The sequence below is a fragment of the Pseudomonas sp. 008 genome, from assembly GCF_016861935.1.
In the GTDB taxonomy this organism is placed as follows: Bacteria; Pseudomonadota; Gammaproteobacteria; order Pseudomonadales; family Pseudomonadaceae; genus Aquipseudomonas.
On record NZ_BOMA01000011.1, the window covers coordinates 198,038 to 223,922 of the forward strand.

At 59.7% G+C, this 25,885-nt stretch carries 28 protein-coding genes; 18 read left to right on the forward strand and 10 right to left on the reverse strand.

All coding sequences use genetic code 11. The features are described from left to right. Window positions 1-17 precede the first annotated feature (17 nt). Both JUI81_RS22065 and JUI81_RS22070 read right to left on the reverse strand, forming a co-directional pair. On the reverse strand, window positions 18-536 hold the full coding sequence (locus JUI81_RS22065; RefSeq protein WP_204125028.1) for an ankyrin repeat domain-containing protein: 519 nt from the start codon (window positions 534-536) through the stop codon (window positions 18-20). A gap of 111 nt (window positions 537-647) precedes the next feature. Beyond that, the gene (locus JUI81_RS22070) at window positions 648-2,483 is read right to left on the reverse strand and encodes a long-chain-acyl-CoA synthetase (protein ID WP_204125029.1); all 1,836 of its coding nucleotides are present in this window, start codon (window positions 2,481-2,483) and stop codon (window positions 648-650) included. Between the two features lie 343 nt (window positions 2,484-2,826). Between JUI81_RS22070 and JUI81_RS22075 the strand changes: the two genes are divergently transcribed. Further along, window positions 2,827-3,105: a DUF3509 domain-containing protein gene (locus JUI81_RS22075; RefSeq protein ID WP_018925205.1), complete on the forward strand. Its 279-nt coding sequence runs from the start codon at window positions 2,827-2,829 to the stop codon at window positions 3,103-3,105. A 75-nt stretch (window positions 3,106-3,180) separates the two neighbouring features. Here the strand turns inward: JUI81_RS22075 and mtnC are convergent, their stop codons facing one another. From mtnC to aroC, 5 genes are read right to left on the reverse strand one after another with little or no spacing between them, the layout of a single operon-like run. Further along, window positions 3,181-3,864 carry an acireductone synthase gene (gene mtnC / locus JUI81_RS22080; protein ID WP_028941061.1) on the reverse strand — a complete coding sequence of 228 codons (684 nt, stop codon included), beginning with the start codon at window positions 3,862-3,864 and terminating at the stop codon, window positions 3,181-3,183. Window positions 3,865-3,868: 4 nt separating this feature from the next. Beyond that, window positions 3,869-4,414 (reverse strand): acireductone dioxygenase, encoded by a 546-nt coding sequence (locus tag JUI81_RS22085; RefSeq protein WP_018925203.1) that lies wholly within the window; start codon window positions 4,412-4,414, stop codon window positions 3,869-3,871. A gap of 20 nt (window positions 4,415-4,434) precedes the next feature. Further along, complete coding sequence (locus JUI81_RS22090; protein ID WP_019579710.1) at window positions 4,435-5,061, reverse strand: methylthioribulose 1-phosphate dehydratase; 627 nt, start codon at window positions 5,059-5,061, stop codon at window positions 4,435-4,437. After that, window positions 5,058-6,209: an MFS transporter gene (locus JUI81_RS22095; RefSeq protein WP_019579709.1), complete on the reverse strand. Its 1,152-nt coding sequence runs from the start codon at window positions 6,207-6,209 to the stop codon at window positions 5,058-5,060. Before JUI81_RS22095 ends, JUI81_RS22090 begins: the two co-directional genes overlap by 4 nt. A gap of 28 nt (window positions 6,210-6,237) precedes the next feature. Then, window positions 6,238-7,329 carry a chorismate synthase gene (aroC, locus tag JUI81_RS22100; protein WP_007940813.1) on the reverse strand — a complete coding sequence of 364 codons (1,092 nt, stop codon included), beginning with the start codon at window positions 7,327-7,329 and terminating at the stop codon, window positions 6,238-6,240. An 85-nt stretch (window positions 7,330-7,414) separates the two neighbouring features. Between aroC and JUI81_RS22105 the strand changes: the two genes are divergently transcribed. Beyond that, window positions 7,415-8,413 carry an alpha/beta hydrolase gene (locus JUI81_RS22105; RefSeq protein ID WP_204125030.1) on the forward strand — a complete coding sequence of 333 codons (999 nt, stop codon included), beginning with the start codon at window positions 7,415-7,417 and terminating at the stop codon, window positions 8,411-8,413. 98 nt (window positions 8,414-8,511) lie between these two features. Beyond that, complete coding sequence (locus JUI81_RS22110) at window positions 8,512-9,303, forward strand: hypothetical protein (protein WP_019579706.1); 792 nt, start codon at window positions 8,512-8,514, stop codon at window positions 9,301-9,303. Window positions 9,304-9,360: 57 nt separating this feature from the next. On the opposite strand, the gene prmB is transcribed toward JUI81_RS22110, so the two are convergent. Continuing rightward, window positions 9,361-10,269 (reverse strand): 50S ribosomal protein L3 N(5)-glutamine methyltransferase, encoded by a 909-nt coding sequence (gene prmB / locus JUI81_RS22115; RefSeq protein ID WP_019579705.1) that lies wholly within the window; start codon window positions 10,267-10,269, stop codon window positions 9,361-9,363. Window positions 10,270-10,507: 238 nt separating this feature from the next. Here prmB and JUI81_RS22120 point away from each other — a divergent pair, with 238 nt between their 5' ends. From JUI81_RS22120 to JUI81_RS22140, 5 genes are all read left to right on the forward strand, one after another. Then, the gene (locus JUI81_RS22120; protein WP_007940817.1) at window positions 10,508-11,098 is read left to right on the forward strand and encodes a cysteine hydrolase family protein; all 591 of its coding nucleotides are present in this window, start codon (window positions 10,508-10,510) and stop codon (window positions 11,096-11,098) included. Between the two features lie 131 nt (window positions 11,099-11,229). Continuing rightward, complete coding sequence (locus JUI81_RS22125) at window positions 11,230-11,550, forward strand: hypothetical protein (protein WP_019579704.1); 321 nt, start codon at window positions 11,230-11,232, stop codon at window positions 11,548-11,550. 86 nt (window positions 11,551-11,636) lie between these two features. Further along, complete coding sequence (locus JUI81_RS22130; RefSeq protein ID WP_008005647.1) at window positions 11,637-12,194, forward strand: Smr/MutS family protein; 558 nt, start codon at window positions 11,637-11,639, stop codon at window positions 12,192-12,194. 77 nt (window positions 12,195-12,271) lie between these two features. Further along, window positions 12,272-12,817, forward strand: a complete 546-nt coding sequence (folE, locus tag JUI81_RS22135) for a GTP cyclohydrolase I FolE (RefSeq protein ID WP_007988130.1) — start codon at window positions 12,272-12,274, stop codon at window positions 12,815-12,817. 101 nt (window positions 12,818-12,918) lie between these two features. Then, on the forward strand, window positions 12,919-13,290 hold the full coding sequence (locus JUI81_RS22140; protein WP_105339707.1) for a glutathione S-transferase N-terminal domain-containing protein: 372 nt from the start codon (window positions 12,919-12,921) through the stop codon (window positions 13,288-13,290). Window positions 13,291-13,390: 100 nt separating this feature from the next. Here JUI81_RS22140 and JUI81_RS22145 read toward each other — a convergent pair whose 3' ends face one another. Beyond that, on the reverse strand, window positions 13,391-14,557 hold the full coding sequence (locus tag JUI81_RS22145) for a PLP-dependent aminotransferase family protein (protein WP_204125031.1): 1,167 nt from the start codon (window positions 14,555-14,557) through the stop codon (window positions 13,391-13,393). Between the two features lie 82 nt (window positions 14,558-14,639). On the opposite strand from JUI81_RS22145, the gene JUI81_RS22150 reads away from it, so the two are divergent. From JUI81_RS22150 to JUI81_RS22160, 3 genes are all read left to right on the forward strand, one after another. Continuing rightward, the gene (locus JUI81_RS22150; protein WP_019648217.1) at window positions 14,640-15,095 is read left to right on the forward strand and encodes a MarR family winged helix-turn-helix transcriptional regulator; all 456 of its coding nucleotides are present in this window, start codon (window positions 14,640-14,642) and stop codon (window positions 15,093-15,095) included. Between the two features lie 361 nt (window positions 15,096-15,456). Continuing rightward, the gene (locus JUI81_RS22155) at window positions 15,457-16,806 is read left to right on the forward strand and encodes an NCS2 family permease (protein WP_204125032.1); all 1,350 of its coding nucleotides are present in this window, start codon (window positions 15,457-15,459) and stop codon (window positions 16,804-16,806) included. Window positions 16,807-16,878: 72 nt separating this feature from the next. Further along, a complete protein-coding gene (locus tag JUI81_RS22160) occupies window positions 16,879-17,505 on the forward strand; it encodes a LysE family translocator (RefSeq protein ID WP_019579700.1) in 627 nt (208 codons plus the stop codon). 190 nt (window positions 17,506-17,695) lie between these two features. Here the strand turns inward: JUI81_RS22160 and uraH are convergent, their stop codons facing one another. Then, the gene (uraH, locus tag JUI81_RS22165) at window positions 17,696-18,049 is read right to left on the reverse strand and encodes a hydroxyisourate hydrolase (RefSeq protein ID WP_007940831.1); all 354 of its coding nucleotides are present in this window, start codon (window positions 18,047-18,049) and stop codon (window positions 17,696-17,698) included. A gap of 435 nt (window positions 18,050-18,484) precedes the next feature. Here uraH and puuE point away from each other — a divergent pair, with 435 nt between their 5' ends. The 7 genes from puuE to JUI81_RS22200 all read left to right on the forward strand — a co-directional run bounded on the left by puuE (window position 18,485) and on the right by JUI81_RS22200 (window position 25,838). Then, entirely contained in the window at window positions 18,485-19,411 is a 927-nt protein-coding gene (gene puuE, locus JUI81_RS22170) for an allantoinase PuuE (RefSeq protein WP_007940832.1), read from the forward strand. Next, window positions 19,408-19,923 (forward strand): 2-oxo-4-hydroxy-4-carboxy-5-ureidoimidazoline decarboxylase, encoded by a 516-nt coding sequence (uraD, locus tag JUI81_RS22175; RefSeq protein ID WP_204125033.1) that lies wholly within the window; start codon window positions 19,408-19,410, stop codon window positions 19,921-19,923. Before puuE ends, uraD begins: the two co-directional genes overlap by 4 nt. Before the next feature lie 90 nt (window positions 19,924-20,013). Then, entirely contained in the window at window positions 20,014-21,009 is a 996-nt protein-coding gene (alc, locus tag JUI81_RS22180) for an allantoicase (protein ID WP_007940834.1), read from the forward strand. A gap of 115 nt (window positions 21,010-21,124) precedes the next feature. Continuing rightward, window positions 21,125-21,628: an ureidoglycolate lyase gene (locus JUI81_RS22185; protein WP_018925187.1), complete on the forward strand. Its 504-nt coding sequence runs from the start codon at window positions 21,125-21,127 to the stop codon at window positions 21,626-21,628. 51 nt (window positions 21,629-21,679) lie between these two features. Then, window positions 21,680-22,981, forward strand: coding sequence for a urate hydroxylase PuuD (locus JUI81_RS22190; protein WP_019579697.1), 1,302 nt, complete (start codon window positions 21,680-21,682; stop codon window positions 22,979-22,981). A gap of 230 nt (window positions 22,982-23,211) precedes the next feature. Beyond that, window positions 23,212-24,570: a nucleobase:cation symporter-2 family protein gene (locus JUI81_RS22195; RefSeq protein ID WP_204125034.1), complete on the forward strand. Its 1,359-nt coding sequence runs from the start codon at window positions 23,212-23,214 to the stop codon at window positions 24,568-24,570. A gap of 482 nt (window positions 24,571-25,052) precedes the next feature. Beyond that, window positions 25,053-25,838 carry an outer membrane protein OmpK gene (locus JUI81_RS22200; protein WP_028941051.1) on the forward strand — a complete coding sequence of 262 codons (786 nt, stop codon included), beginning with the start codon at window positions 25,053-25,055 and terminating at the stop codon, window positions 25,836-25,838. Window positions 25,839-25,885 lie beyond the last annotated feature (47 nt).

Below are 25,885 nucleotides of genomic sequence, written 5' to 3' on the forward strand. Positions count from 1 at the left end.
CCGCGACACTACAGAGGTCAGGCCAGGAGTTTTTGCAGCTGAGCCGTGGTATCCGCCGCGCCCATGGTCTTGGCCGCGTCCAGCGCAGACACACCGTTGGCGTCCTTGGCCGCTGGATCGGCGCCTTTGCTGATCAGGTAGTCGATGATTTCGACGCGGTTGAACATCGCCGCCATCATCAACGCAGTGCGTCCGTCGAAGGACGAACCTTCCACTTCAGCGCCCCCCTCAACCAACGCCTTGACCACCGCCAGGTTGCCCTTGAATGCTGCACCGGCAATCGGACTCTGACCGTTGCCGTTGCGCAACTCGGGATCGGCCTTGTGCTTGAGCAGCACCTGCACCGCCTCTACATGCCCGTAGTAACTGGCGAGCATCAGCAAGGTATCGCCCTTGCTGTTACGCAGATTCACCGGCAATCCGGAGCTGATCAACCGGTCCAGCATCACCGCATCACCCTCGCGCGCTTTGTTGAACACCTGTTCGGCAAATTCAGCTGCCTCTTCGGGGGTCATCTGGCGGCTTTTGTCTGACATTGGGGACTCCACATTCGGTCAATCGGAAAGCCGATAGTTTCCCGAGCAGCCCGGAACCTGTCACTTGTTTTTTCTCATGGACGGTCATAGCGATATTCAATAGCGACCCTTTCAATAGCGATGCCTGCCTCCGTAAATATCCGCCAGCACCTGCTCGGTGACTCGCACGTAGGTTTCGGTGCCCGGCAGCCAGGCATAAATCGGGTCATCGCCGGTTTTGCTCGGATCGAAGGCTTCGTCCTTGAGCCGGGTCTTCTGGTACTTGAAGGTCCCGGTGGTTTCCATTTTCACTTTCACCCGCAGGAACAGTGGCACCGCATAGGCCGGCATTTGTTGCCTGGCGAACGCCAGCAACTCACTGAAATCCAGGGTCGCCAGGGATTCGGCCGGGGTGATGGCCGCCATCCCTGCCCGCCCATTGGTGTTGTGAATTTCCACGCCATAGGCCACGGCTTCGGCGATGTGCGGGTGTTGCAACAGGATGTTCTCGACCTCGGTAGTGGAGACGTTTTCGCCCTTCCAGCGGTAGGTGTCCCCCAAGCGATCGACAAACTGCGCGTGACCGAAACCGATGTTGCGCAGCAGGTCACCGGTATTGAAGTAACGGTCGCCCTTCACGAACACATCGTGGAGCACCACTTTTGCGGTCTTCTGCGGATCGGTGTAGCCGTCCAGAGGCGCCTTATCGTCGATCCTCGCCAACAACAGCCCCTGCTCGCCCTTGGCCACTTTGCGCATGAACCCCTTGGCATCCCGCGTGGGGGCGCCGCTGTCGTGGTCGTACGCCACCAGCTCCCAGGACATCAGGGAAAAGCCAATGGTGTTGTCGAAGTTGAGGATGTTGGTGAAGCCGATATTGCCATCGCTGGCGGCGTACAGCTCGCAGATGTGGTCGACGGCAAACCGCGTCTTGAACTCGCTCCACGCGCCGGGGCGCAGACCATTGCCGATCATCTTCGTCACGCTGTGCCGACTGTCGTCGACGCTACGCGGTTGATCCACCAGGTAGCGACACAATTCGCCGACGTACCCGAGGGTGGTCGCCCGGTATTTGCGCACGTCGCTCCAGAACTGGCTGGCGCTGAATTTTCGGCGGATGGCAAACCCCGACGCCCCGCTGATCGCCGAGCCCCAGCACACGCAGAGCCCGGTGGCGTGGTACAGCGGCAAGGTGCAATAGACGACGTCCTGCGGCTGCATGTCCAGGGCGATCAGCCCGAAGCTGGCGGAGCTGCGCATCCAGCGGCCGTGCTTGAACACCCCGGCCTTGGGCAACCCGGTGGTGCCCGAGGTATAGATATAGAAGCAAGGGTCGTCGAAAAAAACCTGCCGGCTGGCAGGATTGTCGCTGGACGCGTCGCAACTGGCCGTCATCAGATTAATGAAGCCATCGGGTGTTTTGCCCGGATCGTGGTAAGTGTCTTGATCGGCGACAAACCAGGTGCGCGCCGCATCGATGACCACCCGCTCGCGGACCGCATTGAAGGCCGGAACCAGCTCTTCTCCAACTACGATCGCTACAGGCGCCACCAGATTCAGGCTATGAACCAGGGTATCGCGGGTCTGGGAGGTATTCAGCAAGGCGCTGATCGCACCGACCTTGGCCACCGCCAATATCGTCACCAACAGTTCCACACGGTTCTCGATAAACACCGCGACCACATCGCCCTTGCCGGTGCCTTGGGCAATCAGGTGATGGGCGATGCGGTTGGCCCACTGATTGACCTGTGCATAAGTGAGTATCACGTCGCCCTGCAGCAATGCCGGGCCATCGGGATTGCGCAACGTCGCCTGCTCGAAGCTCCAGCCGAGACCACACGGTTGGGTCGGATCCTTGACGTTGGCGACTTTCATGCCCTTCACCACGCGGGGGATGGCTTTGGCAATGGAAGGCAGCTTGCGGAGCATCATGCCCCAGGTAATCGTGTCGTGCAGCGTACGGCTCATGGTTGCTCCCGTTCGATCTTTTTATTGTCGGGTGGCGTTGATTGAGGCCGAAAATACGTCAGGGCTTCTTGAGCTGTACACGCGGTTTTTGCAATGTTTTGTATCCACGGCCGAAGCCTTCGCAAAGCGGAACTCCGCCGTTGCGATTGGTTCCGTCCGGTTGTCGACGATCTCGCAAAATGCAGGATGCACGATGGCCATTCATGCAAATTGCACGAAAGCCAAAAAATCATAAAAATATAACTTACTGATTTATATGAAATTTTAAAAATATAGGTGCTGGCACAATCACTGCAACTACCCCTCCATGTTGCCCTTCAAGCACAAAATGGAGCTGATAGACATGAGCCTGATCCAGGAAAAATTTTCGTCGCTGTTCTCCAACTTCGAAGTGACCACCCAGCCCCGGCCGGATGGCGGCATTCTGCTGACCCTGCGCAGCCACGACGGTAAAGTCTTCAAACGTTCGATTTCCTACCAGCAATTGCATGCCGGCGATCAGCTGTCATGGGTCATCAGCGCGATTCGCCGTGACGTCGCCGAACAGGCCAGCGAACTGCCGCAGATTTCCATGCTGCAAAGCCAGCAACGGTTCGCACTGCCGACCTATCACTCGGCATAACCCGTCACAGCGCTATAAACGATCAGGCCGTGAGAGCTTTCGCTTCACGGCCTGAGTTGTTTCTACGGCTGATGTTTAAAAGGCAGACGGACTGATCCGCGCAAAACTGTCCACCGTCACATGCCCTGCCAATTCCCCGCCCTCACGAGCCAGGCCACAGGTTGCCATGCCGGCCGTGCGCGCCGCGTCCAGTTCCTGAACGATGTCGGACAGAAACAGAATCTGCGAAGCCTCGACGCCAATCGCCTGGGTGATGCGCTGGTAGGACTGTGCTTCGCGCTTGGGCCCTGAAGTGGTGTCGAAATAGCCGCTGAACAGTGGCGACAGATCCCCCGCCTCCGAACAACCGAAAATCAGTTTTTGCGCCTGAATCGAACCCGAGGAATAAACAAACAGTTGATAGCCTTCCTGATGCCAGCGCTTCAGCGCTTCAACGGCGTCCGGGTAAACATGGCCTTTCAACTGCCCGGCCTGATACCCCTGCTCCCAGACCATGCCTTGCAACGCTTTGAGCGGCGTGGCTTTGCGGTCTTCGGCGATCCAGCCCAAGAGGATTTCGATAACCCGCTCAACGTCTGCTTGCGGTTCACCGCTGTCACGCCGCACAGCCGCGAGCTGTTCGGCGACGTCAGCACGTTCGGCATTTTCGCGAACGAAGTCCGGCAGGTGTTTGGCCGCGTACGGAAACAACACGTCGAACACAAAACTCACCGCGCTGGTGGTGCCTTCGATGTCGGTGAGAATCGCTTTGATCGGCATCGGTTCAGTCCTCAAGACACGGAAAGTGGCTGGCGATGTCATCGCCGGTGAAGTTGGCCACCCAGCCTTCGGGGTTGTTGAACAGGCGGATTGCGACGAAATGCGGGTTTTCACCCATGTCGAACCAGTGCTTTGTGCCGGCTGGCACCGAGATCAGGTCGTTCTTCTCGCAGAGCACGGCGTACACGTAATCGTCGATGTGCAGGGTGAACAAGCCACGGCCGGCGACGAAAAATCGCACTTCGTCTTCGCCATGGCGGTGTTCATCGAGGAACTTGGCACGCAACTCGGCTTTTTGCGGGTGATCGCTGTTCAGGCTGACCACGTCGACGGTGATGTAACCGCGCTCGGTCATCAGCTTGTCGATTTGCTCCTGGTACGCGGCGATCACTTCTTCCTGACTGGCGCCGGGCTGGATTTTCGCTGCGGCTTGCCAACGGTCGAAACGCACGCCCTGCTCGGCCAGGGTCGAGGCGATGTCTTCAAAGTGGGTCAGCACCTTGTTCGGAATGTCAGGGCTTGAGACGTGGTAAACGGACAGGCTGCTCATCAGGGCAACTCCTTAACAGTTCATGCATTACGGTTAAAGAGCGAGCGCGTCTTCAACTCGCACTCGAACAAAAATTCAAAAGCCTCGATCTGCCGCAGTGCGTCGCTCATGCGCGCGCCCCACGTGTAGAGGCCATGACCGCGAATCAGGTAGCCGACGCAATCAGGGTGGGCGTCGAGCCAAGGCTGCACCTTGGCGGCCAACCGCGCAATGTCCTGGTCGTTGTCGAAAATCGGCACGCGCACCCGGGACTCGTGGGTCGACACGCCGCTGAAGGCCTTTTGCAGTTCGTAGTCTTCGAACTCGATGAAATCTTCCGGCGTCAGGCGCGACAGCACCGTGGCGTTCACCGAATGGGTGTGCAGCACCGCGCCGATCTCCGGACGCCAGCTATAGAGCTGGGTGTGCAACAGGGTTTCGGCGGACGGCTTCTTGCCTGGCTCCAGGCTGTTGCCTGACAAGTCGGTAGCCAGCACATCGTCCGGGCCCAGTTGGCCCTTGTGCTTGCCGGACACGGTCAGCAAGGCTTCGGTCGGCGACAGGCGGGTCGAGTAATTGCTGCTGGTGGCCGGCGACCAGCCGCGGCCATACAGAAAACGCCCGGCGTCGATGATTTCCTGGGCGAGGTGTTCACGGGTAAGGCTCATGGCCTGTCCTCTTGCATACGTGTGGCAATGATAACGGCAGCGGCAAAGGCTGCGAGGCTGGCAATACTAAAGGTCAATGTGGCGCCGAGGGCATTCCAGCTGTAGCCGGAATACAACGCCCCCAGTGCGCCGCCGGTGCCGGCCAGCGCGGCATACAGCGCCTGACCCTGGCCTTGCTGGCGCGCGCCGAAGCTACGTTGCACGAACTGGATGGCAGCGGCGTGAAAGCTGCCGAAGGTGGCGGCGTGCAGCACCTGGGCGAACAACAACACCCAAAGGAACTCGGCAAACGAGCCGAGCAACAACCAACGCAAAGCCGCCAGCAGGAAGCTCGCCAGCAGCACCCGACGCACCGAGAAGCGCGCGAGAATCTTGCTCATGAACAGAAACATCAAGACTTCGGCGACCACGCCGACCGCCCAGAGCATGCCGATCAGCCCGCGACTGTAACCGAGTCGCTCAAGGTGCAAGGTCAGAAAGGTGTAATACGGCCCGTGGCTCATCTGCATCAACGCCACACACGCGTAAAACGCCAACACCCCGGGGCTGCGCAATTGCTGGAGGAATCCGTCCCCCGTCAACCGTTCACCCTGAACCGGTTGTGCGTTGGGCACCCACAAGCTGCTGACGACGATCCCGGCCATGATCAGCACCAGCGCCACCGGGTAAATGTCGAGGCTGAGCCATTCGAACAATCGGCCCAGCGCCACCACGGTGATGATGAAACCGATGGAACCCCACAGGCGGATCTGACTGTAGCGCGAGGTCTGCCCCCGCAAATGAGCCAGGGTGATGACCTCGAACTGCGGCAACACCGCGTGCCAGAAAAACGCGTGCAAGGCCATGACCATCGCCAGCCAGGCGTAGCTTTTGCTGACGAAAATCAGTGAGAAGGTCAGCAAGGTGCAGGCGGCGCCGAAACGCACGATGGCCAGCCGCCGCCCGGTGTAGTCACCGAGCCAGCCCCAGATATTCGGCGCCACGCAGCGCATCAGCATCGGGATCGCCACCAGTTCGCCAATGCGCGCGGCGCTGAAGCCCAGATGATCGAAGTACAGCGCCAGAAACGGCGCTGTCGAACCGAGCAAGGCGAAATAGAACAGGTAGAAGCTGGAAAGCCGCCAGTACGGGAGCGCCGCCACCGTCATCAGACTGCAGCGGTTTTCAGATCAGCCATTAAAGCTGCCCCAACACCGGAGTGCTCACGCGCACATCGGCGTTCTGCCCGCGGTGACGCAGCAAGTGGTCCATCAGCACGATGGCCATCATCGCTTCGGCGATTGGCGTGGCGCGGATGCCAACGCACGGGTCGTGACGACCCTTGGTGACGACCTCCACCGGGTTGCCATGGATGTCGATGGAGCGGCCCGGCGTGGTGATGCTCGATGTAGGCTTGAGCGCCAGGTGCGCAACAATCGGCTGGCCCGACGAAATGCCACCGAGAATGCCGCCGGCGTTGTTGCTGAGGAAACCTTCCGGGGTCATTTCATCGCGGTGTTCAGTGCCGCGCTGGGCGATGCTGGCAAAACCGGCGCCGATTTCCACGCCCTTGACCGCGTTGATGCTCATCAGCGCATGGGCCAGTTCGGCGTCGAGGCGGTCGAAGATCGGCTCGCCGAGGCCCGGCATCACGCCTTCGGCGACCACGGTGATCTTCGCGCCGACCGAATCCTGGTCGCGACGCAACTGGTCCATATAGGCTTCCAGCTCCGGCACTTTGTCCGGGTCGGGGCTGAAGAAAGCGTTCTCTTCCACCGAATCCCAGGTCTTGAACGGGATTTCGATCGGGCCGAGCTGGCTCATGTAGCCACGAATGACGATGCCCTGGGTGGCCAGGTATTTCTTGGCAATCGCGCCGGCGGCTACGCGCATGGCGGTTTCACGGGCCGAGCTGCGACCGCCGCCGCGGTAATCGCGCTCACCGTATTTGTGATGGTAGGTGTAGTCGGCGTGGGCCGGACGGAACAGATCCTTGATCGCCGAGTAGTCCTTGGACTTCTGGTCGGTGTTGCGGATCAACAGGCCGATGGCGCAACCGGTGGTGCGGCCTTCGAACACACCGGAGAGGATTTCGACTTCGTCGGCTTCCTGGCGCTGGGTGGTGTGTCGGCTGGTGCCGGGCTTGCGGCGGTCCAGGTCGCGCTGCAGGTCCTCAAGGGAGATCTCCAGGCCCGGCGGGCAGCCATCGACAATGGCGACCAACGCCGGACCATGGCTTTCGCCCGCGGTGGTGACAGTGAACAGCTTGCCGTAGGTATTGCCGGACATGCAGGACGCTCCGTGAAATCGAACCTAAAATACGTAATGCGCGCCAGTATACGCAGGCTACCCAAGTAGTTCATCCTCGAACCTTATGGGTGCCTGCGAGTCCAACCGGCACCTTGTTGATGATGGCGTGATGATGCTGCGAGTTCTAGCCTTGAGCCTTACCCTGTTTACCGGTTTTGTACAGGCCTCCGTCCTGCAACGCCCGATCACCCTGGATACCGGCAATGGCGAGCTTTTCGGCTCACTGTTGCTACCCAAGTCCGACACGCCGGTACCGGTTGTCCTGATCATTTCCGGCTCCGGTCCTACGGATCGTGACGGAAACAACCCCGACGGCGGGCGCAACGACAGCCTCAAACGGCTGGCCTGGGTGCTGGCCAAACACAACATCGCCAGCGTGCGTTACGACAAACGCGGCGTGGCGGCGAGCCTTGCGGCAACGCCGGATGAACGCAATCTGTCGGTGGAAGCCTATGTGGCCGATGCCGTGGCCTGGGGGCAGAAGCTCAAGGCCGACCCGCGTCTGGGCAAACTGATTTTGCTGGGCCACAGCGAAGGTGCGTTGATTGCCAGCCTGGCGGCGCCAAGTGTCGACGCTGCGGCGGTGATTTCCCTGTCCGGCAGCGCGCGGCCGATCGATCAAGTGCTGCGCCAGCAGTTGAGCAATCGCCTGCCGCCAGCCTTGATGCTGCGCAGCAATGAACTGCTCGACAGCCTCAAGGCCGGCCACACTGACGACAACGTGCCGCCGCAGTTGCAGGTGATTTTCCGCCCCAGCGTGCAGCCGTACCTGATTTCACTGTTCCGCCAGGACCCGGCGGCAGCCTTCGCCAAACTGAAGATGCCGGCACTGATCATTCAGGGCAGCAACGACATCCAGGTCGGCGTGGGTGACGCCAGGGCGCTCAAAGCCGCCAAACCGGACGCCGAACTGGCACTGATCGAAGGCATGAACCACGTCATGCGCATCGTGCCCAACGACGTGAAGCGGCAATTGGCCTCCTATAAAGATCCGCAATTGCCCCTGGCGGCGGAACTCGGCGCACGAATCCTCGGATTTATTGACGGACTTCGCCCCAGTTAAGCGCTGTTTGTCCTCCAGTCCTGAAAAAAACGGCCGATAAGCCTTTGTCGCCAGCGCTATGACTGGCGGCAACAGAGCTTGGACAGGATCTCGCCGTTATGACTGATACCCAGACTTCACCCGACTCCACCGCTGAAAAAGACACACCGCCAGCGGTCGAGCTGCCGTGGGCGGACGTCCACGTCGAGCACCACAAAATGCTCCGCCTGGCGCCGTTGCAAACCGACCGTAACACCGGCGGCCGACCGCTGCGCTTTGTCGAATTCGGTTACGCCGAACGCAACAGCAAGGAGCACAGCCTGCTGCGCATGGCCATCAAGCTGCCAGGCCAACGGGTACGCAAAGAACAGAATCATCTGGATGTGTGGGTCGATCACGCCGCCAAACGCGTGCATTTCGCTCCGGAAAGCGGCTTGCAGATAGAGCCGATGAACCGTGGCATCGGGCGCTATATGGCGGCTCAAGGCATCACTTGGGCGAAGAAACGATGGCCCGCCTACACCGTCGACGGCACCGACCTGAACAACAAGGATGCGTTGAACGAAGACACGCGCCTGCGCCGCGACCACTTTCTGCGGGTGCACGGTTTTGACGTGGCCTACGCCGATGCCCAGCATTTGAAGGGCAGCGTCAAAGAGGTGCAGATCGGTGATTTGCTGGGCGACTGGAACAGCGAAAAGCTGCAACAGGTGGAAATCCTCGAAGCCGCGCAGATGCTCCAGCAAGCCGAGCAGAACCTGGCGGAACAGGAAGTCAAACTCAAGAAGCACGAAGAAAAGGTCAGCAAGTACAAGCGTGAAGACGCTGGACTGCGTTTTACCATTACCTGTCTGGTGGCGTTTGCGGTGTTTCAGGCGGGGTTGTTGATCTGGATTGCCACGCATCGGTAACCGACATCAAACCCAATTGTGGTGAGGGAGCTTGCTCCCTCACCACAATATTCGGGGTCAGACGCGAGAAGCGAACAGCGCCTGATGATCGCGGCACTGCTCGGCTGTCAGCATGAACACCCCATGCCCGCCGCGCTCGAATTCCAGCCAGGCGAAATCGACTTCCGGGTACAACGCCTCGACGTGAACCTGGCTGTTACCCACCTCGACGATCAACAAACCTTTCTCGGTCAGATGATCCGCCGCTTCGGCGAGCATGCGTCGTACCAGGTTCAAACCGTCGTCGCCACAGGCCAGGCCCAGCTCGGGTTCGTGTTGATATTCGTCCGGCATGTCGGCGAAATCTTCCGCATCGACGTAAGGCGGGTTCGACACGATCAGGTCGAAACGTTGCCCTGGCAAACCATCGAAACCATCGCCCTGAACGGTGAACACGCGCTCGTCGACACCGTGGCGCTCGATGTTCTGGTTAGCCACTTCCAGTGCTTCGAACGACAGGTCGGCCAAAACCACTTCGGCGTTCTGGAACTCATAGGCACAGGCGATACCGATGCAACCGGAACCGGTGCACAAGTCGAGAATGCGCTCAGGTTCGGCACCCAGCCACGGCTCGAAACGTTTTTCGATCAGCTCACCAATCGGCGAACGCGGGATCAGCACGCGTTCGTCGACAATGAACGACAAGCCGCAGAACCAGGCTTCGCCCAGCAGGTAAGCGGTCGGAATGCGTTCTTCGATGCGGCGCTTGAGCAAGCGTTGCAGATTGACCAGCTCATCGTCCTCCAGACGGCAGTCCAGATAGCTGTCGGCGATTTCCCACGGCAAGTGGAGCGCACCCAATACCAGTTGACGGGCTTCGTCCCAGGCGTTGTCGGTCCCATGGCCGAAAAACAGATCCTCCCCATGGAAGCGGCTGACGGCCCAACGGATATGGTCACGCAGGGTACGAAGTCGGGAAGTGATCACGGGGTAAACTCCAGAAAAAACGACTGACGATTCTAACAGCCAAAAGGCGCCGCGACGACGCAGGAAAAACACCGGATCAGATGTAGGACTCTTCTATTTTTCCAGCCAGCTATTGAACAGAACGAGTATCTTGACAAGGCTGCGAGCCAGCAACGGCGGTGCCTGCGATGGAAGCGATTCACAGAAGCGCTCAGCCAGAGGACAATGCCGCAAAAGCCCCACCCGAAGGAGCCCCAGAATGTCCGTTCCAAAAACGATGTTTCAACTCAGCGGCCGTGGTTATGCAGCGGCCAATCTGGGTCATGCGACCCTAGTCATCATCGATGCCCAGAAAGAATACCTCAGTGGTCCGCTGGCCCTGAGCGGCATGGATGCTGCCGTCGCGAACATCAAACACCTGCTGGCCGCTGCCCGTGCAGCCGGTCGGCCAATCGTGCATGTGCGTCACCTCGGCACCGTCGGTGGGCTGTTCGATCCCCAGGGCGAACGCGGTGAGTTCATCCCGGGCCTGGAGCCACAGGGCGACGAAACCGTCATCGGCAAATTGCTGCCAAGCGCGTTTCACGGCACCGAACTTTACGATCGCCTGCAACAACTGGGCTCGCTCGACCTGATCGTTTGCGGTTTCATGAGTCACTCCAGCGTCAGCACCACCGTGCGTGCGGCGAAGAACCTGGGCTTTCGCTGCACCCTGGTGGAAGACGCCTGCGCGACGCGGGATTTGCCTTGCAAGGGCGGGATCCTCAGCGCCGAACACGTTCAGCAGACCGAAATGGCGATCATGGCGGACAACTTCGCCACCCTCGCCCTGACCCGCGATCTGATCTGATCGACCGTCGATGAGCGGCCCATACCGCCGCTCATCCGCAAAAGCCTCTCATTTGCCGTAATTGCCCTAGCCTCAGGAACATCCCGGTCAACTCCCGGTCGAAGGGCCGATACCCATTGAGGAAGGTCGGAATGAAGTTATCCGATGGTTTTGATGCACGCCGCTTGCGGCCCAAGGGCCAACGCAATTGGCGATTTCGCTTCGGCGCAGCGTTCGCTGCCCTGCTGGCGATGTGCGGTGTATTGCTGGCGATGGCCGGCGCGGCCAGCCTGCTGGGGCGGCCACCGGCGTTGGGCGAGTTGAATGCCAGCCCGCTGGGCTCGTCGATCATTCTGGCGGTGGGCGTGTTCGTGCTGTACCTCGGCGTGTTGCTATGGCGCCGCTGCCGTCGCCGTTCGCGCCAGTCGCGAGAGCTGAACATAGCCCCGCACCTGATGAAAAAACACGACTGAATCAAAGGCCCGGCGTTTTGACGGGCCTCAATTGTTATGGATAGCGCTCCGACTTGGGTAAACTGCCCCCCTTCGCGGAGGCTGACATGCAAGACGACGATTTTTCCCTGTTCAAAAGCGCGATCCAAGGCGTCAAGCCGATCAAGCACGATCGCGCCGAAACCGGCAAACCCAAGGCCGACCGCGCGCAAATCGCCAAGCTGCGCCAGGCCGCCACTGTGCGCACCGATGCGACCACCGTTGACGGGCTGTCCGATCAGTTTGTGATTGATGTCGGCCCGGAAGACGAGCTGATGTGGGCACGTGACGGTGTTCAGGAAAGCCAGATGCGCAAGCTCAAGATCGGACAGATTCCGTTCGAAGGCAGCCTCGACCTGCATGGCATGAACGTGGAAAAGGCCCGTGAAACCCTCTGGGCGTTTCTGGCCGAAGCAACTAAATTCGAAATCCGCTGCGTGCGCGTCACCCACGGCAAAGCCGTGCGCCTGGACGGCAAGCGGCCGATGATCAAGAGTCACGTCAACACCTGGCTACGTCAGCATCCACAGGTGCTCGGCTTCACCTCGTGCCAGCCGAAACACGGCGGCGCTGGAGCGGTTTACGTGATGCTTAAACGAACCATGATGGAAGGTCGCGACGAGTAAAGCTGTCGCTTCACGCTTGCAGCGCCGTGTTTGCCACCGTACCCTTGCCCTTTGCGTAAAATCCCACAGGTAGTTTCATGTCCCTGGAACAGAATTACACCGCGATTCTCGGCCAATTGGGCGAGGACGTGTCCCGCGAGGGCCTGCTCGACACGCCAAAACGTGCCGCCAAAGCCATGCAGTACCTCTGCCGCGGTTATGAACAGACGCTGGAAGAGGTCACCAACGGTGCCTTGTTCAGCTCCGACAACAGCGAGATGGTGCTGGTCAAGGACATCGAGCTCTACTCGTTGTGCGAGCATCACCTGCTGCCGTTCATCGGCAAGGCGCACGTTGCCTATATTCCGAGCGGCAAGGTACTGGGACTGTCGAAAGTCGCGCGGATCGTCGATATGTACGCCCGCCGCCTGCAGATCCAGGAAAACCTCAGCCGCCAGATCGCCGACGCGGTCCAGCAAGTCACCGGCGCCCTGGGCGTGGCAGTGGTGATCGAGGCCAAGCACATGTGCATGATGATGCGCGGTGTGGAGAAACAGAATTCGACGATGATCACCTCGGTGATGCTCGGTGAGTTCCGCGAAAACGCCGCCACCCGCAGCGAGTTTCTCAGCCTGATCAAGTAACGCGCAGCAAGAAGAAAACCGGCACTGATCGCCGGTTTTTTTTCGCCTGCGAAAAATCAGGTAAGCTGCGCGCCTTCTGTTTGCCCTGAGAGACTTATACCGTGTTCGTCAAAGCGCTTCGTGTCGGCCTCGGCCAACTGATCATCTTCATCGATTTCATCACCCGCCCTGGCAAGAAGCAGCGCCCCGCCGCCGCTCAGGCTCAGGTCGAAGCGGCCGCCAAGGACCTGACGCTGTATCAGTTCCACGCCTGCCCGTTCTGCGTGAAAACCCGTCGCACCCTGCGTCGCCTGAACGTTCCGGTGGCCTTGCGCGATGCCAAGAACAGCGAACAGGATCGCCAGGCCTTGCTGGAGCAAGGCGGCAAGATCAAGGTGCCGTGCCTGCGCATCGAAGAGAATGGCCAGACCACCTGGATGTATGAGTCCAAGGTGATCATTGATTATCTGGATAAGCGGTTTGCTGCGGTCTGACGCTTCTGTGGTGCCGGTATAAACACCGCAAAACCCGAACAAAAATAAACCGGCCAATTGGCCGGTTTATTCGTTTCTACACCCTCCCCCACCAACAGCCTCAGGCTGCTTGCGCCGCCTGGGCCTGACGCACCACCGCTGCCAATCGCTTGAGCCCTTCGTCCAGCCGTGCCGGGTCAATGTGGCTGAAGTTCAGCCGCAGATGGCCGGGGTTGTTATCCGACTCAGGGAAAAACGGTTCGCCCGGCATGAACGCCACCTCTGCTGCCAGCGCCGCTTTGAGCAGCGTGCGGGTATCCAGCGGCAGCTTGAGCGTCAGCCAGAAAAACAGCCCCCCCTGCGGCACGTTCCAATCCGCCAGATCGGAAAAATGCCTTTCAAGTGCCGACTGGAACGCATCCCGACGAACCCGGTAGAAGTCCCGCAACTCGCCCAAGTGCTGCTGGTATTTTTCAGTACCGATCCATTGCAGCGCTTGCCACTGCCCGATGCGGTTGGTGTGCAGATCGGCCGATTGCTTGAGCCGCAGCAAATGCGGGAACAGGTCCGGACTGGCAATCAAATAACCAACCCGCAGGCCAGGCAGCAGGGTTTTCGACACGGTGCCGGTGTAGATCCAGCTGGCCTTGGTCAAGCGGCTGACGATCGGTGTGGCGCTGCCGCCATCGAAGGTCAGTTCGCGATAGGGTTCGTCTTCGATCAGGGTCACGCCGAATTCGTCGAGCAACGCTGCCACCGCATCGCGCTTGGCTTCGCTGTAGCGCACCGCCGACGGATTCTGAAACGTCGGAATCAGGTAGATGAACGCTGGCTTGTGTTGTTCCAGACGGCTGCGCAGTTGCGCCAGGTTCGGGCCATCGGCTTCCAGTGGGACAGTGATGCAATCGGCGCCAAACAGCTGAAAAATCTGCAACGCCGCCAGGTAGGTCGGCGCTTCAAGCAAGATTTCGGTGCCTTTGTCGATGTGAAGCTTGGCCGCCAGATCGAGGGTTTGTTGCGAACCGCTGACCACCAACACCTGACTCGCCTCACACGGCACGCCCAACGCCCGGGCTTCGGCCGCCAACGCTTCACGCAGCGCCGGCTCGCCTTCGCTCATCCCGTATTGGCCCATGGACAGCGGCATCTGCGCCCACTCGACTTTCGGCAGCATGGCTTCGGCCGGCAAGCCGCCAGCGAACGACATCACTTCCGGGCGCTGGGCGGCGGCGAGGATTTCACGGATCAAAGAACTTTTAAGGCGCGAGACACGTTCGGAAAAAGCCATGGGGGTCACCGGTAGCGAGGCCTGAGGAAAATGAGTCAAACTGATTGACCGAAATTACGACAGACCGAGCGGATACGTCAACATGCTTGACCTTAAAAACCCCACCACCCAGCAACAAGCCATGGAAGCGTTCTTCTTCGGCTATCAGGCCTTCACCGCCAAGGCTGATGAAATGCTCGAGCGTCGCGGCTTGAGCCGGGTGCATCAGCGCATTGTGTTTTTCATCGCGCGCTACCCGAACCTGAGCGTCAAGGAGTTGCTGGCGTTGCTCGGCGTGACCAAGCAGGCGCTGAACATTCCGCTGCGGCAGTTGGTGGAAATGCATTTGGTGAACAGCGTCGCGTCCCAGACCGACAAGCGTAAGCGGCTGCTGGAACTGACCGTGGAAGGCGCGCGGTTCGAGCAGTCGTTACGGCGCGAGCAGGTGAAATTGCTCGAGCGGGTGTTTGCCGAAGCTGGGGAGACGGCGGTGAATGGGTGGTTGGCGGTGAATCTGGCATTGGGGGAAGTAACCAGAGTTGATCGGGACGACACCTGACTGTGGCGAGGGAGCTTGCTCCCGTTCGGCTGCGCAGCAGTCGCAAAGAACGATAACGCCGGTATGCCTGAAAAATTGCCACCGCCTGAGTCGGGCCGCTGCGCGCCCCAGCGGGAGCAAGCTCCCTCGCCACAAACAGCTCGCTACACATCACATTTCATATCTATATACCCCGCCTGCCATTTTTTTCGTCTACAAAATCAAAAACATTATTTGCTTTATTTGTATACAAAAGCATAATTCGCTTCGTGCGAGTTCCTGACCATCAGGTCAACAAATTCGCAAGTACCTCAAAGGGTCGCTGCCACCCTCATGGGTCCGGCCCTGGAAATAACAATAAAACTCTTGAGGAGTACTCGCTGTGGAAAGCCGCAAATCCGAAGCCTCGACGCTGGAACTCTCGCCGCCGTTACGCAATGGCTGGCTGGAGCGCATCTTCAAACTCAGCTTGCACGGCACCACGGTGAAGACCGAGCTGATCGCCGGTCTGACAACCTTCATCACCATGGCCTACATCATCTTCGTCAACCCCAACATCATGGCCGATGCCGGGATCGATCACGGTGCCGCGTTCGTGGCCACCTGCATCGCCGCCGCGCTGGGTTGCCTGTTGATGGGCCTGTACGCCAACTGGCCGGTGGGCCTGGCGCCGGGCATGGGCCTGAACGCGTTCTTCACCTACACCGTGGTCGGCACTATGGGCTACAACTGGGAAACCGCTCTCGGCGCGGTGTTCGTGTCCGGCGTGTTGTTCATGTTCCTGACCTTTTCCCGGATTCGTGAATGGCTTCTCAATAGCATTCCGGTGAGCCTGCGCTTTGCCATGGGCGCGGGTGTGGGCCTGTTTCTGGGGCTGATCGGCCTGAAAACCTCGGGCATCGTCGTCGATAGCCCGGCCACTCTGATCAAGCTCGGCTCCCTGCGCGAGCCCGGCCCGCTGCTGGCTGCCATCTGCTTCCTGATGATCGCCGTACTCAGCTACCACAAAGTGTTCGGCGCGATCCTCATCAGCATCATCACCGTGACCCTGGCCGGTTGGGGTCTGGGTCTGGTGCACTACGAGGGCATCATGTCTGCCCCGCCGAGCCTGGCACCGACCTGGATGGCCATGAACATCGCCGGCGTGTTCAACGTCAGCATGATCAGTGTGGTGCTGGCCTTCCTCTTTGTGCACATGTTCGATACCGCCGGCACCTTGATGGGCGTCGCCCAGCGCGCCAACCTGGTGAACGCTGACGGCCGGATCGAAAACCTGTCCCGCGCCATGAAAGCTGACAGTGCCTCCAGCGTTTTCGGGGCCGTGGTGGGTGTTCCACCGGTCACCAGTTATGTGGAAAGTGCCGCTGGCGTAGCGGCGGGTGGTCGGACTGGTCTTACCGCCGTGACCGTAGGTGTGCTATTTATTGCCGCAATGTTTTTCGCCCCGCTGGCTGGCATGATCCCCGCTTATGCAACCGCCGGTGCGCTGATTTATGTAGCGATGCTGATGATGGGCGGCATGGCGCACATCGAATGGGACGAAGCGACCGACAGCATTCCGGCGATCGTCACCGCGATCATGATGCCGCTGACCTTCTCGGTCGCCGACGGCATCGCGCTGGGCTTCATCACCTACGTGGCGCTGAAGGCCGGCACCGGTAAGTACAAGGAAATTTCGGTGAGCCTGTGGGTGCTCTGCGCGATCTTCATCGCCAAGTTCATCTTCTTGTAAGCGTCACGCGGTACGCGTTTCAAACCAGCCTCACCCCGTCGGGTGGGGCTTTTGTGCATAGGGAGGAAAGTGATGAGTCTGGAAACCTGGCTGCTGTTCAGCGGCGCTGCGCTGGTGGTGATCCTGATACCGGGGCCACTGTCTTTGCTGATGATCAGCAACAGTCTGAATTACGGTTTGCGCCGTTCTTATCCGGCGTTTCTCGGAGGCGTGTTTGCCTCGATCTGCCTGCTCAGCGCTTCGGCGCTCGGCTTGGGTGCATTGCTGCTGGCGTCGGAACAGCTGTTCAGCGCCCTGAAAATCGTCGGCGCGCTGTATCTGTTCTACCTCGCCTGGCAGAGCTGGCAGCAATCACGCCAACCCTCCCAGGGCGCCGAAGTGCCCCAGGCTGCGCCGGTGCCACGCTTTCGTGCACTGTTCGGGCGCGCGTTCATGCTCGGCGCCAGCAACCCGAAAGACATTTTGTTCTTTGCCGCGTTCCTGCCGCAGTTTTTGAGTGCCGAACAACCGTTCCTGCCGCAGTTGCTGGTGATGATTGCCACCTGGACCGTGCTGGACCTGCTGTGCAAGCTGGCTTATGGGCTGGGGGCTCATGGCGCGGCGCGGTATCTGCGTAGCGGCAAGGGGCAAAGCTGGTTTAACCGGGTCAGTGCCGGGTTGTTCAGCGGTGCGGGCGCGGCCTCATTGTTGAGCCGCTAAGGGCAAAAGATCGCAGCCTCGTTGCACTCGACAGCTCCTACAGGGGGAATGCGTTTCCATGTAGGTGCTGCCGAAGGCTGCGATTTTTTGACTTTCCACCAGGCGAAAAAAAGCCCGCAGTGTGAGCGGGCTAAAGACCAAAGAAGCTATATGCGCAGTCGCTTCCAGGTTGAGGCAGCTGCTTGGGGGATCAGCTGCCGCGATACGTGGAATAGCTGTATGGCGAAATCAGCAAAGGCACATGGTAGTGATCCTGTTCGGCAGAGATGCCGAACCGCAGCACCACCACGTCGAGGAACGCAGGCTCAGGCAGCTGAACGCCCCGGGCGCGGTAGTAATCGCCCGCATGAAATTGCAGCTGATAGACCCCGGTACGGTAGTCATCGCCTTGCAGCAACGGCGCATCGACCCGGCCGTCGCTGTTGGTGAGCGCCGTGGCGACCAGTTCCAGCTGCGAGCCTTCGACGCGGTACAGCTCGACCTTGATCGAACTGCCCGGGCAACCGTGTGCAGCGTCCAAAACGTGTGTAGTCAAACGTCCCATTGATTCTGCGCGCCTGCCTGCGTGGAGCAGTCAGACCTCGCGCCTCCCGAAGTCAGTTGAAAAGGAGACCGCACCGTTCCGGAGCACGAAACGTTGCGGCGAGCGACTGATTAAGACATTTTTCAAAAAAATTGTACACAATAAAAACGACATTTTTACTGCCACCAACGGCATTCAGGGTTTGCAGGCGAATCTTGCGCCAAACCATAAGATCAGTGGACCTTCTATCAATTAGCTGACCAGTCAGGCAGGTTTCTTGCAGTACCCTCCAATGAGAGCAGTCAGTGAAAAATGCAAAAAATCAGGCTTACAAAGTGAATATAAAGTTGTATACAATCACTCCATCGCTGTGACGCCAGCCTGCCCTCTCATCGCCAGGCCGCCACACACACCCTGACTTTGAACAAGTCGACACGAACAAGAAGGAAGACTGCAGTGAGCGCTGACTACCCACGCGACCTGATCGGTTACGGCAGTAACCCTCCTCACCCACACTGGCCGGGCAATGCCCGCATCGCCCTGTCCTTCGTGCTCAACTACGAGGAAGGTGGCGAGCGCAATATCCTTCACGGCGATAAAGAGTCCGAAGCCTTCCTCTCGGAAATGGTCTCGGCGCAGCCGCTGCAAGGCGAGCGCAACATGAGCATGGAATCCCTTTACGAGTATGGCAGCCGTGCCGGCGTCTGGCGGATTCTGAAACTGTTCAAGGAATTCGACATCCCGCTGACCATCTTCGCCGTGGCCATGGCCGCCCAGCGTCACCCGGACGTGATCCGCGCGATGGTCGAGGCCGGCCACGAAATCTGCAGCCACGGCTATCGCTGGATCGACTACCAGTACATGGACGAAGCGCAAGAACGCGAGCACATGCTCGAAGCGATCCGCATCCTCACCGAAATCACCGGCGAGCGCCCGCTGGGCTGGTACACCGGCCGCACCGGCCCGAACACCCGTCGGCTGGTGATGGAAGAAGGCGGTTTCCTCTATGACTGCGACACCTACGACGACGACCTGCCCTACTGGGAACCGAACAACCCGACCGGCAAGCCACACCTGGTGATTCCATACACCCTGGACACCAACGACATGCGCTTCACCCAGGTCCAGGGCTTCAACAAGGGCGACGACTTCTTCGAATACCTGAAGGACGCGTTTGACGTTCTTTATGCCGAAGGCGCCGAGGCACCGAAGATGTTGTCGATCGGCCTGCACTGCCGGCTGATCGGCCGCCCGGCGCGCCTGGCCTCGCTCAAGCGCTTTATCGAATACGCTAAAAGTCATGAACAGGTGTGGTTCAGCCGCCGTGTCGACATCGCTCGCCACTGGCAGCAAACCCACCCGTACCAAGGGGCTGCCAAATGAGCACCTTTCAAACGCTGAAACCCTCGACCCTGAGCCGCGACGCATTTGTCGCCGCCTTCGCCGACATCTACGAACACTCGCCATGGGTAGCCGAGAAGGCCTTCGACCTGGGCCAGGACGCTTCGATCGACCAGATCGAAACCCTGCACCAGCGCATGAGCGACATCCTGTTGAGCGCCGATCACGCCAGCCAACTGGCCCTGATCAACGCTCACCCGGACCTGGCCGGCAAAGCCGCCGTCCAGGGCCAACTGACCGAAGCCAGCACCCATGAACAGGCCGGCGCCGGTATCCACCAATGCTCGAGCGATGAGTTCCAGCGCTTCACCGAGCTGAACGACGCCTACAAGGCCAAGTTCAAGTTTCCCTTCATCATGGCGGTAAAAGGCAGCAACCGGCATCAGATCCTCGCGGCGTTCGAAACGCGCATTCACAACTCGGTCGACACCGAATTCAAATGCGCGCTGGCGGAGATCAACAAAATCGCGTTGTTCCGATTACTGACCCTATAGCGACCTTGGCCCGAGCGAGTTCCCGAACGCAGAACGAGCCCAGGGCCCTGCAAGCATCCCAAGCCAACTTATTAAAGGCAGACAAGAAGAATGAAAGCTTACGCCGTACCTTTCGAGAAGTTCGTCAACCTGGCCGACGCCCGCCTGGGCACCAAAATCATCTCGGTCACCGATGACTGGTTCGCAGACGCCAACCGTCTGTTCCAGCCGACCCCGGCCGTGTGGAAGGAGGGCGTGTTCGATGACAACGGCAAGTGGATGGACGGCTGGGAGTCGCGCCGCAAGCGCTTCGAAGGCTACGACAGCGCGGTGATCCGCCTGGGCGTACCGGGTTCGATCAAAGGCGTGGACATCGACACTTCATTCTTCACCGGCAACTACCCGCCATCGGCGTCCCTGGAAGCCTGCTTCCTGGCCTCGGGCGAGCCGGACGAAAACACCCAGTGGACTGAAGTGCTGTCGGCCGTCGAGCTGCAGGGCAACAGCCACCACTACCACGAAATCAATAACGACCAGGCGTTCAGCCACCTGCGCTTCAACATCTATCCGGATGGTGGCGTGGCCCGTCTGCGCGTGTACGGCATTCCGTTCCGCGACTGGTCGGCCGTTGGCGACAACGAACAAGTCGACCTGGCTGCCGCCCTGAACGGCGGTCGCGCCCTCGCCTGCTCCGACGAACACTTCGGCCGCATGAGCAACATCCTCAACCCGGGCCGTGGCATCAACATGGGCGATGGCTGGGAAACCGCACGTCGTCGTACCCCGGGCAATGACTGGGTGATCGTCGCGCTGGGCCATGCCGGTGAAGTCGAGAAAGTCATCGTCGACACCCTGCACTTCAAGGGCAACTACCCGGACAGCTGCTCGATCCAGGGCGCATTCGTGAAGGGCGGCACCGACAGCCAGATCGAAACCCAATCGCTGTTCTGGCGCGAACTGCTGCCAAGCCAGAAGCTGGAAATGCACGCCGAACACACCTTCGCCGAGCAGATCAAGGCGCTGGGCCCGATCACCCACATCCGCCTGAACGTGTTCCCGGATGGTGGTGTGAGCCGCCTGCGCGTTCTCGGCAAGGTCGCGAAGTAATGCTGAGCCTGTAGGAGCCGGCTTGCTGGCGATAGCGCCCTCACTGACGCCATCGCCAGCAAGCCGGCTCCTACAAAAGCAGTACCCCAACACACTCGAGATTAAGAAGACCAGCATGCGCACATTGACGATTGAACCGCTGACCAAAGAAGCCTTCGCCCCTTTCGGTGACGTGATCGAAACCGACGGCAGCGATCACTTCATGATCAACAACGGTTCGACCATGCGCTTCCACAAACTGGCGACGGTGGAAACCGCCACGCCAGAGGACAAGGCGATCATCAGCATCTTCCGCGCCGACGCGCAGGACATGCCGTTGACCGTGCGCATGCTGGAGCGCCATCCGCTGGGCAGTCAGGCGTTCATTCCGCTGCTCGGCAACCCCTTTCTGATCGTGGTCGCGCCACTTGGCGATGCACCTGTATCAGGCTTGGTCCGCGCCTTCGTCACCAACGGCAGGCAGGGCATTAATTACCATCGCGGCGTCTGGCACCACCCGGTGCTGACGATCGAAAAGCGGGATGACTTCCTGGTGGTTGATCGCAGTGGCACAGGCAATAACTGCGATGAGCATTTTTTCCAAGAGGATGAGTGTTTGATCCTCGCCCCCCACCAATAAGAGAAGGTCTGATCACTCGACAACAAGGGTGACAGGCGAGAGGTAAAGACTGTGGAAGCACATCTGTTGGAATGGCTGAACCTGAGCGTGCGCTGGGTTCACATGATCACTGGCGTGGCCTGGATCGGCGCGTCGTTCTATTTCGTCTGGCTGGAAAACAACCTCAATCGGGTCAACCCGAAAAACGGGCTGGCGGGCGATTTGTGGGCGATCCATGGCGGCGGTATCTACCACCTGGAAAAATACAAACTGGCTCCACCGACCATGCCGGACAACCTGCACTGGTTCAAGTGGGAAGCCTATTTCACTTGGCTGTCGGGGATCGCGCTGCTGTGCGTGGTGTTCTACTCCAACCCGACGCTGTACCTGCTGGCTCCGGGCAGCACCCTGAGCGGCCCTGAAGGCGTGGCCATCGGCCTCGGCTCGTTGTTCATCGGCTGGTTCATCTACTCCTTCCTCTGCGACTCGGCCCTGGGCAAACGCCCTGCCCTGCTCGGCTTTATTCTGTTCGTGCTGATCATCGGCGCCGCCTACGGCTTCAGCAAAGTGTTCAGCGGTCGTGGTGCGTACCTGCACGTCGGCGCGATCATCGGCACTATCATGGTCGGCAACGTGTTCCGCATCATCATGCCGGCCCAGCGCGCCCTGGTGGCGGCGATCGCCGAAAACCGCACGCCCGATCCGGCGCTGCCGGCCAAAGGTTTGCTGCGTTCGCGGCACAACAACTACTTCACCTTGCCGGTGCTGTTCATCATGATCAGCAACCACTTCCCGAGCACGTACGGCAGCCAGTACAACTGGCTGATCCTGGCCGGGATCGCGGTGCTGGCGGTGTTGGTGCGTCACTACTTCAACACCCGTCACGACAGCCACAAATTCGCCTGGACCCTGCCCGTTGCGGCGGTCGGCATGATTTGCCTGGCCTACGTGACCGGCCCGACGCCGATGTCCAGCGCACCTGAAGTGGCCAAGGCTCCTGGGACCATCGAGTACCAGCCGCTGCCGGAAACCGCCCTGGGAGGTGGTGCAAAACCTGAAGCGGCGAAACCTGATGCGCCTGCCGCTGCACCAGCCCAGGCCTCGAATCAGGGCCCGACGTTCGACAAGGTTCACAGCGTGATTCAGGAACGTTGCGCGGTCTGTCACTCGGCCAAGCCCACCAGCCCGCTGTTCAGTGCCGCACCGGCCGGCGTGATGTTCGATACGCCAGAACAGATCCGCCAGAACGCTGCCCGCATCCAGGCTCAAGCGGTCACCAGCCAGATCATGCCACTGGGCAACATCACCCAGATGACCCAGCAGGAACGTGACCTGATCGGCGCGTGGATTGTTCAGGGAGCTCCTACCAAGTAAGTAATAAGCCATTGTGGAGATAGGGTTTGTGTGGCGAGGGGGCTTGCCCCCGTTCGACCGCGAAGCGGTCGTAAAACCGGCGGATGCGGTCCTCTAGATAGAACGCGATTGCTGGGATTGGGGCTGCTTTGCAGCCCAACGGGGGCAAGCCCCCTCGCCACAGCAAGCTCCCTCGCCACAGGTCCCCCTGATACAAAAATCACAAGAATAAAAAAGATCCGAGGTGTTGCATGTCCGAGCTATCCGAAGCGCGCATCCCCGACGCACCCGCCATTCAACGTTTACCCCTTGTGCAACTGATTCTGGTCGGTCTGCAACACGTTCTGCTGATGTACGGCGGCGCCATTGCAGTGCCGCTGATCATCGGGCAGGCCGCCGGCCTGAACCGTGAAGAAATCGCCTTCCTGATCAACGCCGACCTGCTGGTGGCCGGCATCGCCACCATCGTCCAGTCGCTGGGCATCGGCCCGATGGGCATTCGCATGCCGGTGATGATGGGCGCCAGTTTCGCCGCGGTCGGCAGCATGGTGGCCATGGCCGGGATGCCCGGTATCGGCCTGCAAGGGATTTTCGGCGCGACCATCGCCGCCGGCTTCTTCGGCATGCTCATCGCGCCCTTCATGTCCAAAGTCGTACGCTTCTTCCCGCCGCTGGTGACCGGCACCGTCATCACCTCAATCGGTTTGTCGCTGTTCCCCGTCGCCGTGAACTGGGCCGGTGGCGGTGCTGGCGCGGCTCAATTCGGTTCGCCTGTCTACCTGGCCGTTGCCGCACTGGTGTTGGCCACCATTCTGTTGGTCCATCGCTTCATGGCCGGATTCTGGGTCAACATTTCGGTGCTGATCGGCATGTGCCTGGGTTACGCGATTTGCGGCGTGATCGGCATGGTCGACCTCAGCGGCATGGACCAGGCGCCGTGGCTGCAAATCGTCACCCCGTTGCATTTCGGCATGCCGAAATTCGAGCTCGCACCGATTCTGTCCATGTGCCTGGTGGTGGTAATCATCTTCGTCGAGTCCACCGGGATGTTCCTGGCGCTGGGCAAGATCACCGGCCAGGACGTCACGCCGCGGATGCTGCGTCGCGGCTTGCTGTGCGATGCCGGTGCTTCGTTTTTCGCCGGCTTCTTCAACACCTTCACCCACTCCTCATTCGCTCAGAACATCGGCCTGGTACAAATGACCGGAGTACGTTGCCGCTCAGTGACCATCGTCGCCGGTGGCTTACTGATCGTGCTGAGCCTGCTGCCAAAAGCCGCATTCCTGGTGGCGTCGATTCCGCCGGCGGTCTTGGGCGGTGCGGCAATCGCGATGTTCGGCATGGTCGCCGCCACTGGGATCAAGATTCTTCAGGAAGCCGACATCGGTGACCGGCGCAACCAGTTGCTGGTGGCGGTGAGCATCGGCATGGGGCTGATCCCGGTGGTGCGTCCGGAATTCTTCGCGCATCTGCCGATGTGGATGAGCCCGATCACCCACAGCGGCATCGCCATGGCCACGCTTAGCGCCCTGGCATTGAACCTGTTGTTCAACATTCTCGGCGGTCACGAACGCGCAGCCGTCAACGACTGCCACGCCCACACGCACTGACCCAGTACAAAGCACACACCCTGTGGCGAGTTCCCACAGGGGCGGCTGCCTGCACCTCAAACAATAAAAACAAGAGGGAGCAACAGATGATTCGTACCCAGACAAGTCTGTCGTTCAGCAATGCCCCACATCTGTCGCCGGTGCTCTGTTGCGGGGCACTTGAGACCTGGCCAAGGAGTCAGTATTCTCCGCGGCCGCCCGAATCCGGTCTAAAAAAAAGCCCGGATTTAATTCCTGACCAGAACGCCAACTTATCCCGGCCCTGGGCAGTATCAAGGCATTCAAAAATGACGCTCGATCGACTGTTTTCGAACAGCCGAACGGGCGTTCTTTGGCTTTTTGAAAGCCTTGGCTCAGCTCTTGCTAACAGCACCAAAGCTGACCGCATGGATGATTTTTTACAGCAGCAAGAAAAGGCGCCACACCAGAGCGCCGACCTTAGAAAAATAACGTGGAACCACCTACTTTTTGGGAGCAACCGAATGAAACGTACGTGCACCAGCCTGATGCTCGCGGGATCCTTGCTGGCCGGGGGCCAGGCCATGGCCGGCGACTTGCTGCAATGGCAGAACAACAGCCTGACCTACCTCTATGGCAAGGACTTCCAGGTCAACCCGCGCATTCAGCAAACCGTCACTTTCGAGCACGCCGATGCATGGAAATACGGCGACAACTTCGTGTTCGTCGACAAGATTTTCTACAACGGCAAGGACGACCCCGGCGTCGGTTCGAACACCTACTACGGCGAAATCAGCCCACGCTTGTCGTTTGGCAAGATCTTCGACCAGAAACTGGAGTTCGGTCCGGTCAAGGACGTGCTGCTGGCCATGACGTACGAGTTCGGTGAAGGCGATACCGAGTCTTACCTGATCGGTCCTGGTTTCGACCTGGCGATTCCTGGCTTCGACTACTTCCAGCTGAACTTCTACCAGCGTCACACCGAAGGCAGCCGCCCGGGTGACAACGTCTGGCAGATCACCCCGGTCTGGTCCTACACCATTCCGGTGGGCGATTCGAACATCCTGATCGATGGTTTCATGGACTGGGTGGTCGACAACGACAAGAACAGCAAAGGCACCTACCACGCCAACCTGCACTTCAACCCGCAGATCAAATACGACTTGGGCAAAGCGCTGAACATTGGCGAGAAGCAGTTGTATGTGGGTGTCGAGTACGACTACTGGTCGGACAAGTACGGGATCAGGGACAGCCAGTACTTCAAGACCGATCAGAGCAACACGAGCTTCCTGGTGAAGTTCCACTTCTGATCGTAAAAGCTTCGCGGGCAAGGCTTGCCCGCGATTGCCACACCACA

Coding starts and splice junctions, on each gene's coding strand:
- JUI81_RS22095 (WP_019579709.1), bottom strand. CDS start 6,209: ATGACGGTGGCGGCGCTCCCGTACTGGCGGCTTTCCAGCTTCTACCTG.
- JUI81_RS22120 (WP_007940817.1), top strand. CDS start 10,508: ATGTCCGTTCCAAAAACGATGTTTCAACTCAGCGGCCGTGGTTATGCA.
- JUI81_RS22145 (WP_204125031.1), bottom strand. CDS start 14,557: ATGGCTTTTTCCGAACGTGTCTCGCGCCTTAAAAGTTCTTTGATCCGT.
- JUI81_RS22105 (WP_204125030.1), top strand. CDS start 7,415: ATGGGTGCCTGCGAGTCCAACCGGCACCTTGTTGATGATGGCGTGATG.
- JUI81_RS22090 (WP_019579710.1), bottom strand. CDS start 5,061: ATGAGCCTTACCCGTGAACACCTCGCCCAGGAAATCATCGACGCCGGG.
- JUI81_RS22075 (WP_018925205.1), top strand. CDS start 2,827: ATGAGCCTGATCCAGGAAAAATTTTCGTCGCTGTTCTCCAACTTCGAA.
- uraD (WP_204125033.1), top strand. CDS start 19,408: ATGAGCACCTTTCAAACGCTGAAACCCTCGACCCTGAGCCGCGACGCA.
- JUI81_RS22195 (WP_204125034.1), top strand. CDS start 23,212: ATGTCCGAGCTATCCGAAGCGCGCATCCCCGACGCACCCGCCATTCAA.
- JUI81_RS22085 (WP_018925203.1), bottom strand. CDS start 4,414: ATGAGCAGCCTGTCCGTTTACCACGTCTCAAGCCCTGACATTCCGAAC.
- JUI81_RS22160 (WP_019579700.1), top strand. CDS start 16,879: ATGAGTCTGGAAACCTGGCTGCTGTTCAGCGGCGCTGCGCTGGTGGTG.
- aroC (WP_007940813.1), bottom strand. CDS start 7,329: ATGTCCGGCAATACCTACGGCAAGCTGTTCACTGTCACCACCGCGGGC.
- mtnC (WP_028941061.1), bottom strand. CDS start 3,864: ATGCCGATCAAAGCGATTCTCACCGACATCGAAGGCACCACCAGCGCG.
- JUI81_RS22065 (WP_204125028.1), bottom strand. CDS start 536: ATGTCAGACAAAAGCCGCCAGATGACCCCCGAAGAGGCAGCTGAATTT.
- JUI81_RS22070 (WP_204125029.1), bottom strand. CDS start 2,483: ATGAGCCGTACGCTGCACGACACGATTACCTGGGGCATGATGCTCCGC.
- uraH (WP_007940831.1), bottom strand. CDS start 18,049: ATGGGACGTTTGACTACACACGTTTTGGACGCTGCACACGGTTGCCCG.
- JUI81_RS22200 (WP_028941051.1), top strand. CDS start 25,053: ATGAAACGTACGTGCACCAGCCTGATGCTCGCGGGATCCTTGCTGGCC.
- JUI81_RS22125 (WP_019579704.1), top strand. CDS start 11,230: ATGAAGTTATCCGATGGTTTTGATGCACGCCGCTTGCGGCCCAAGGGC.
- alc (WP_007940834.1), top strand. CDS start 20,014: ATGAAAGCTTACGCCGTACCTTTCGAGAAGTTCGTCAACCTGGCCGAC.
- JUI81_RS22185 (WP_018925187.1), top strand. CDS start 21,125: ATGCGCACATTGACGATTGAACCGCTGACCAAAGAAGCCTTCGCCCCT.
- folE (WP_007988130.1), top strand. CDS start 12,272: ATGTCCCTGGAACAGAATTACACCGCGATTCTCGGCCAATTGGGCGAG.
- JUI81_RS22130 (WP_008005647.1), top strand. CDS start 11,637: ATGCAAGACGACGATTTTTCCCTGTTCAAAAGCGCGATCCAAGGCGTC.
- JUI81_RS22110 (WP_019579706.1), top strand. CDS start 8,512: ATGACTGATACCCAGACTTCACCCGACTCCACCGCTGAAAAAGACACA.
- JUI81_RS22150 (WP_019648217.1), top strand. CDS start 14,640: ATGCTTGACCTTAAAAACCCCACCACCCAGCAACAAGCCATGGAAGCG.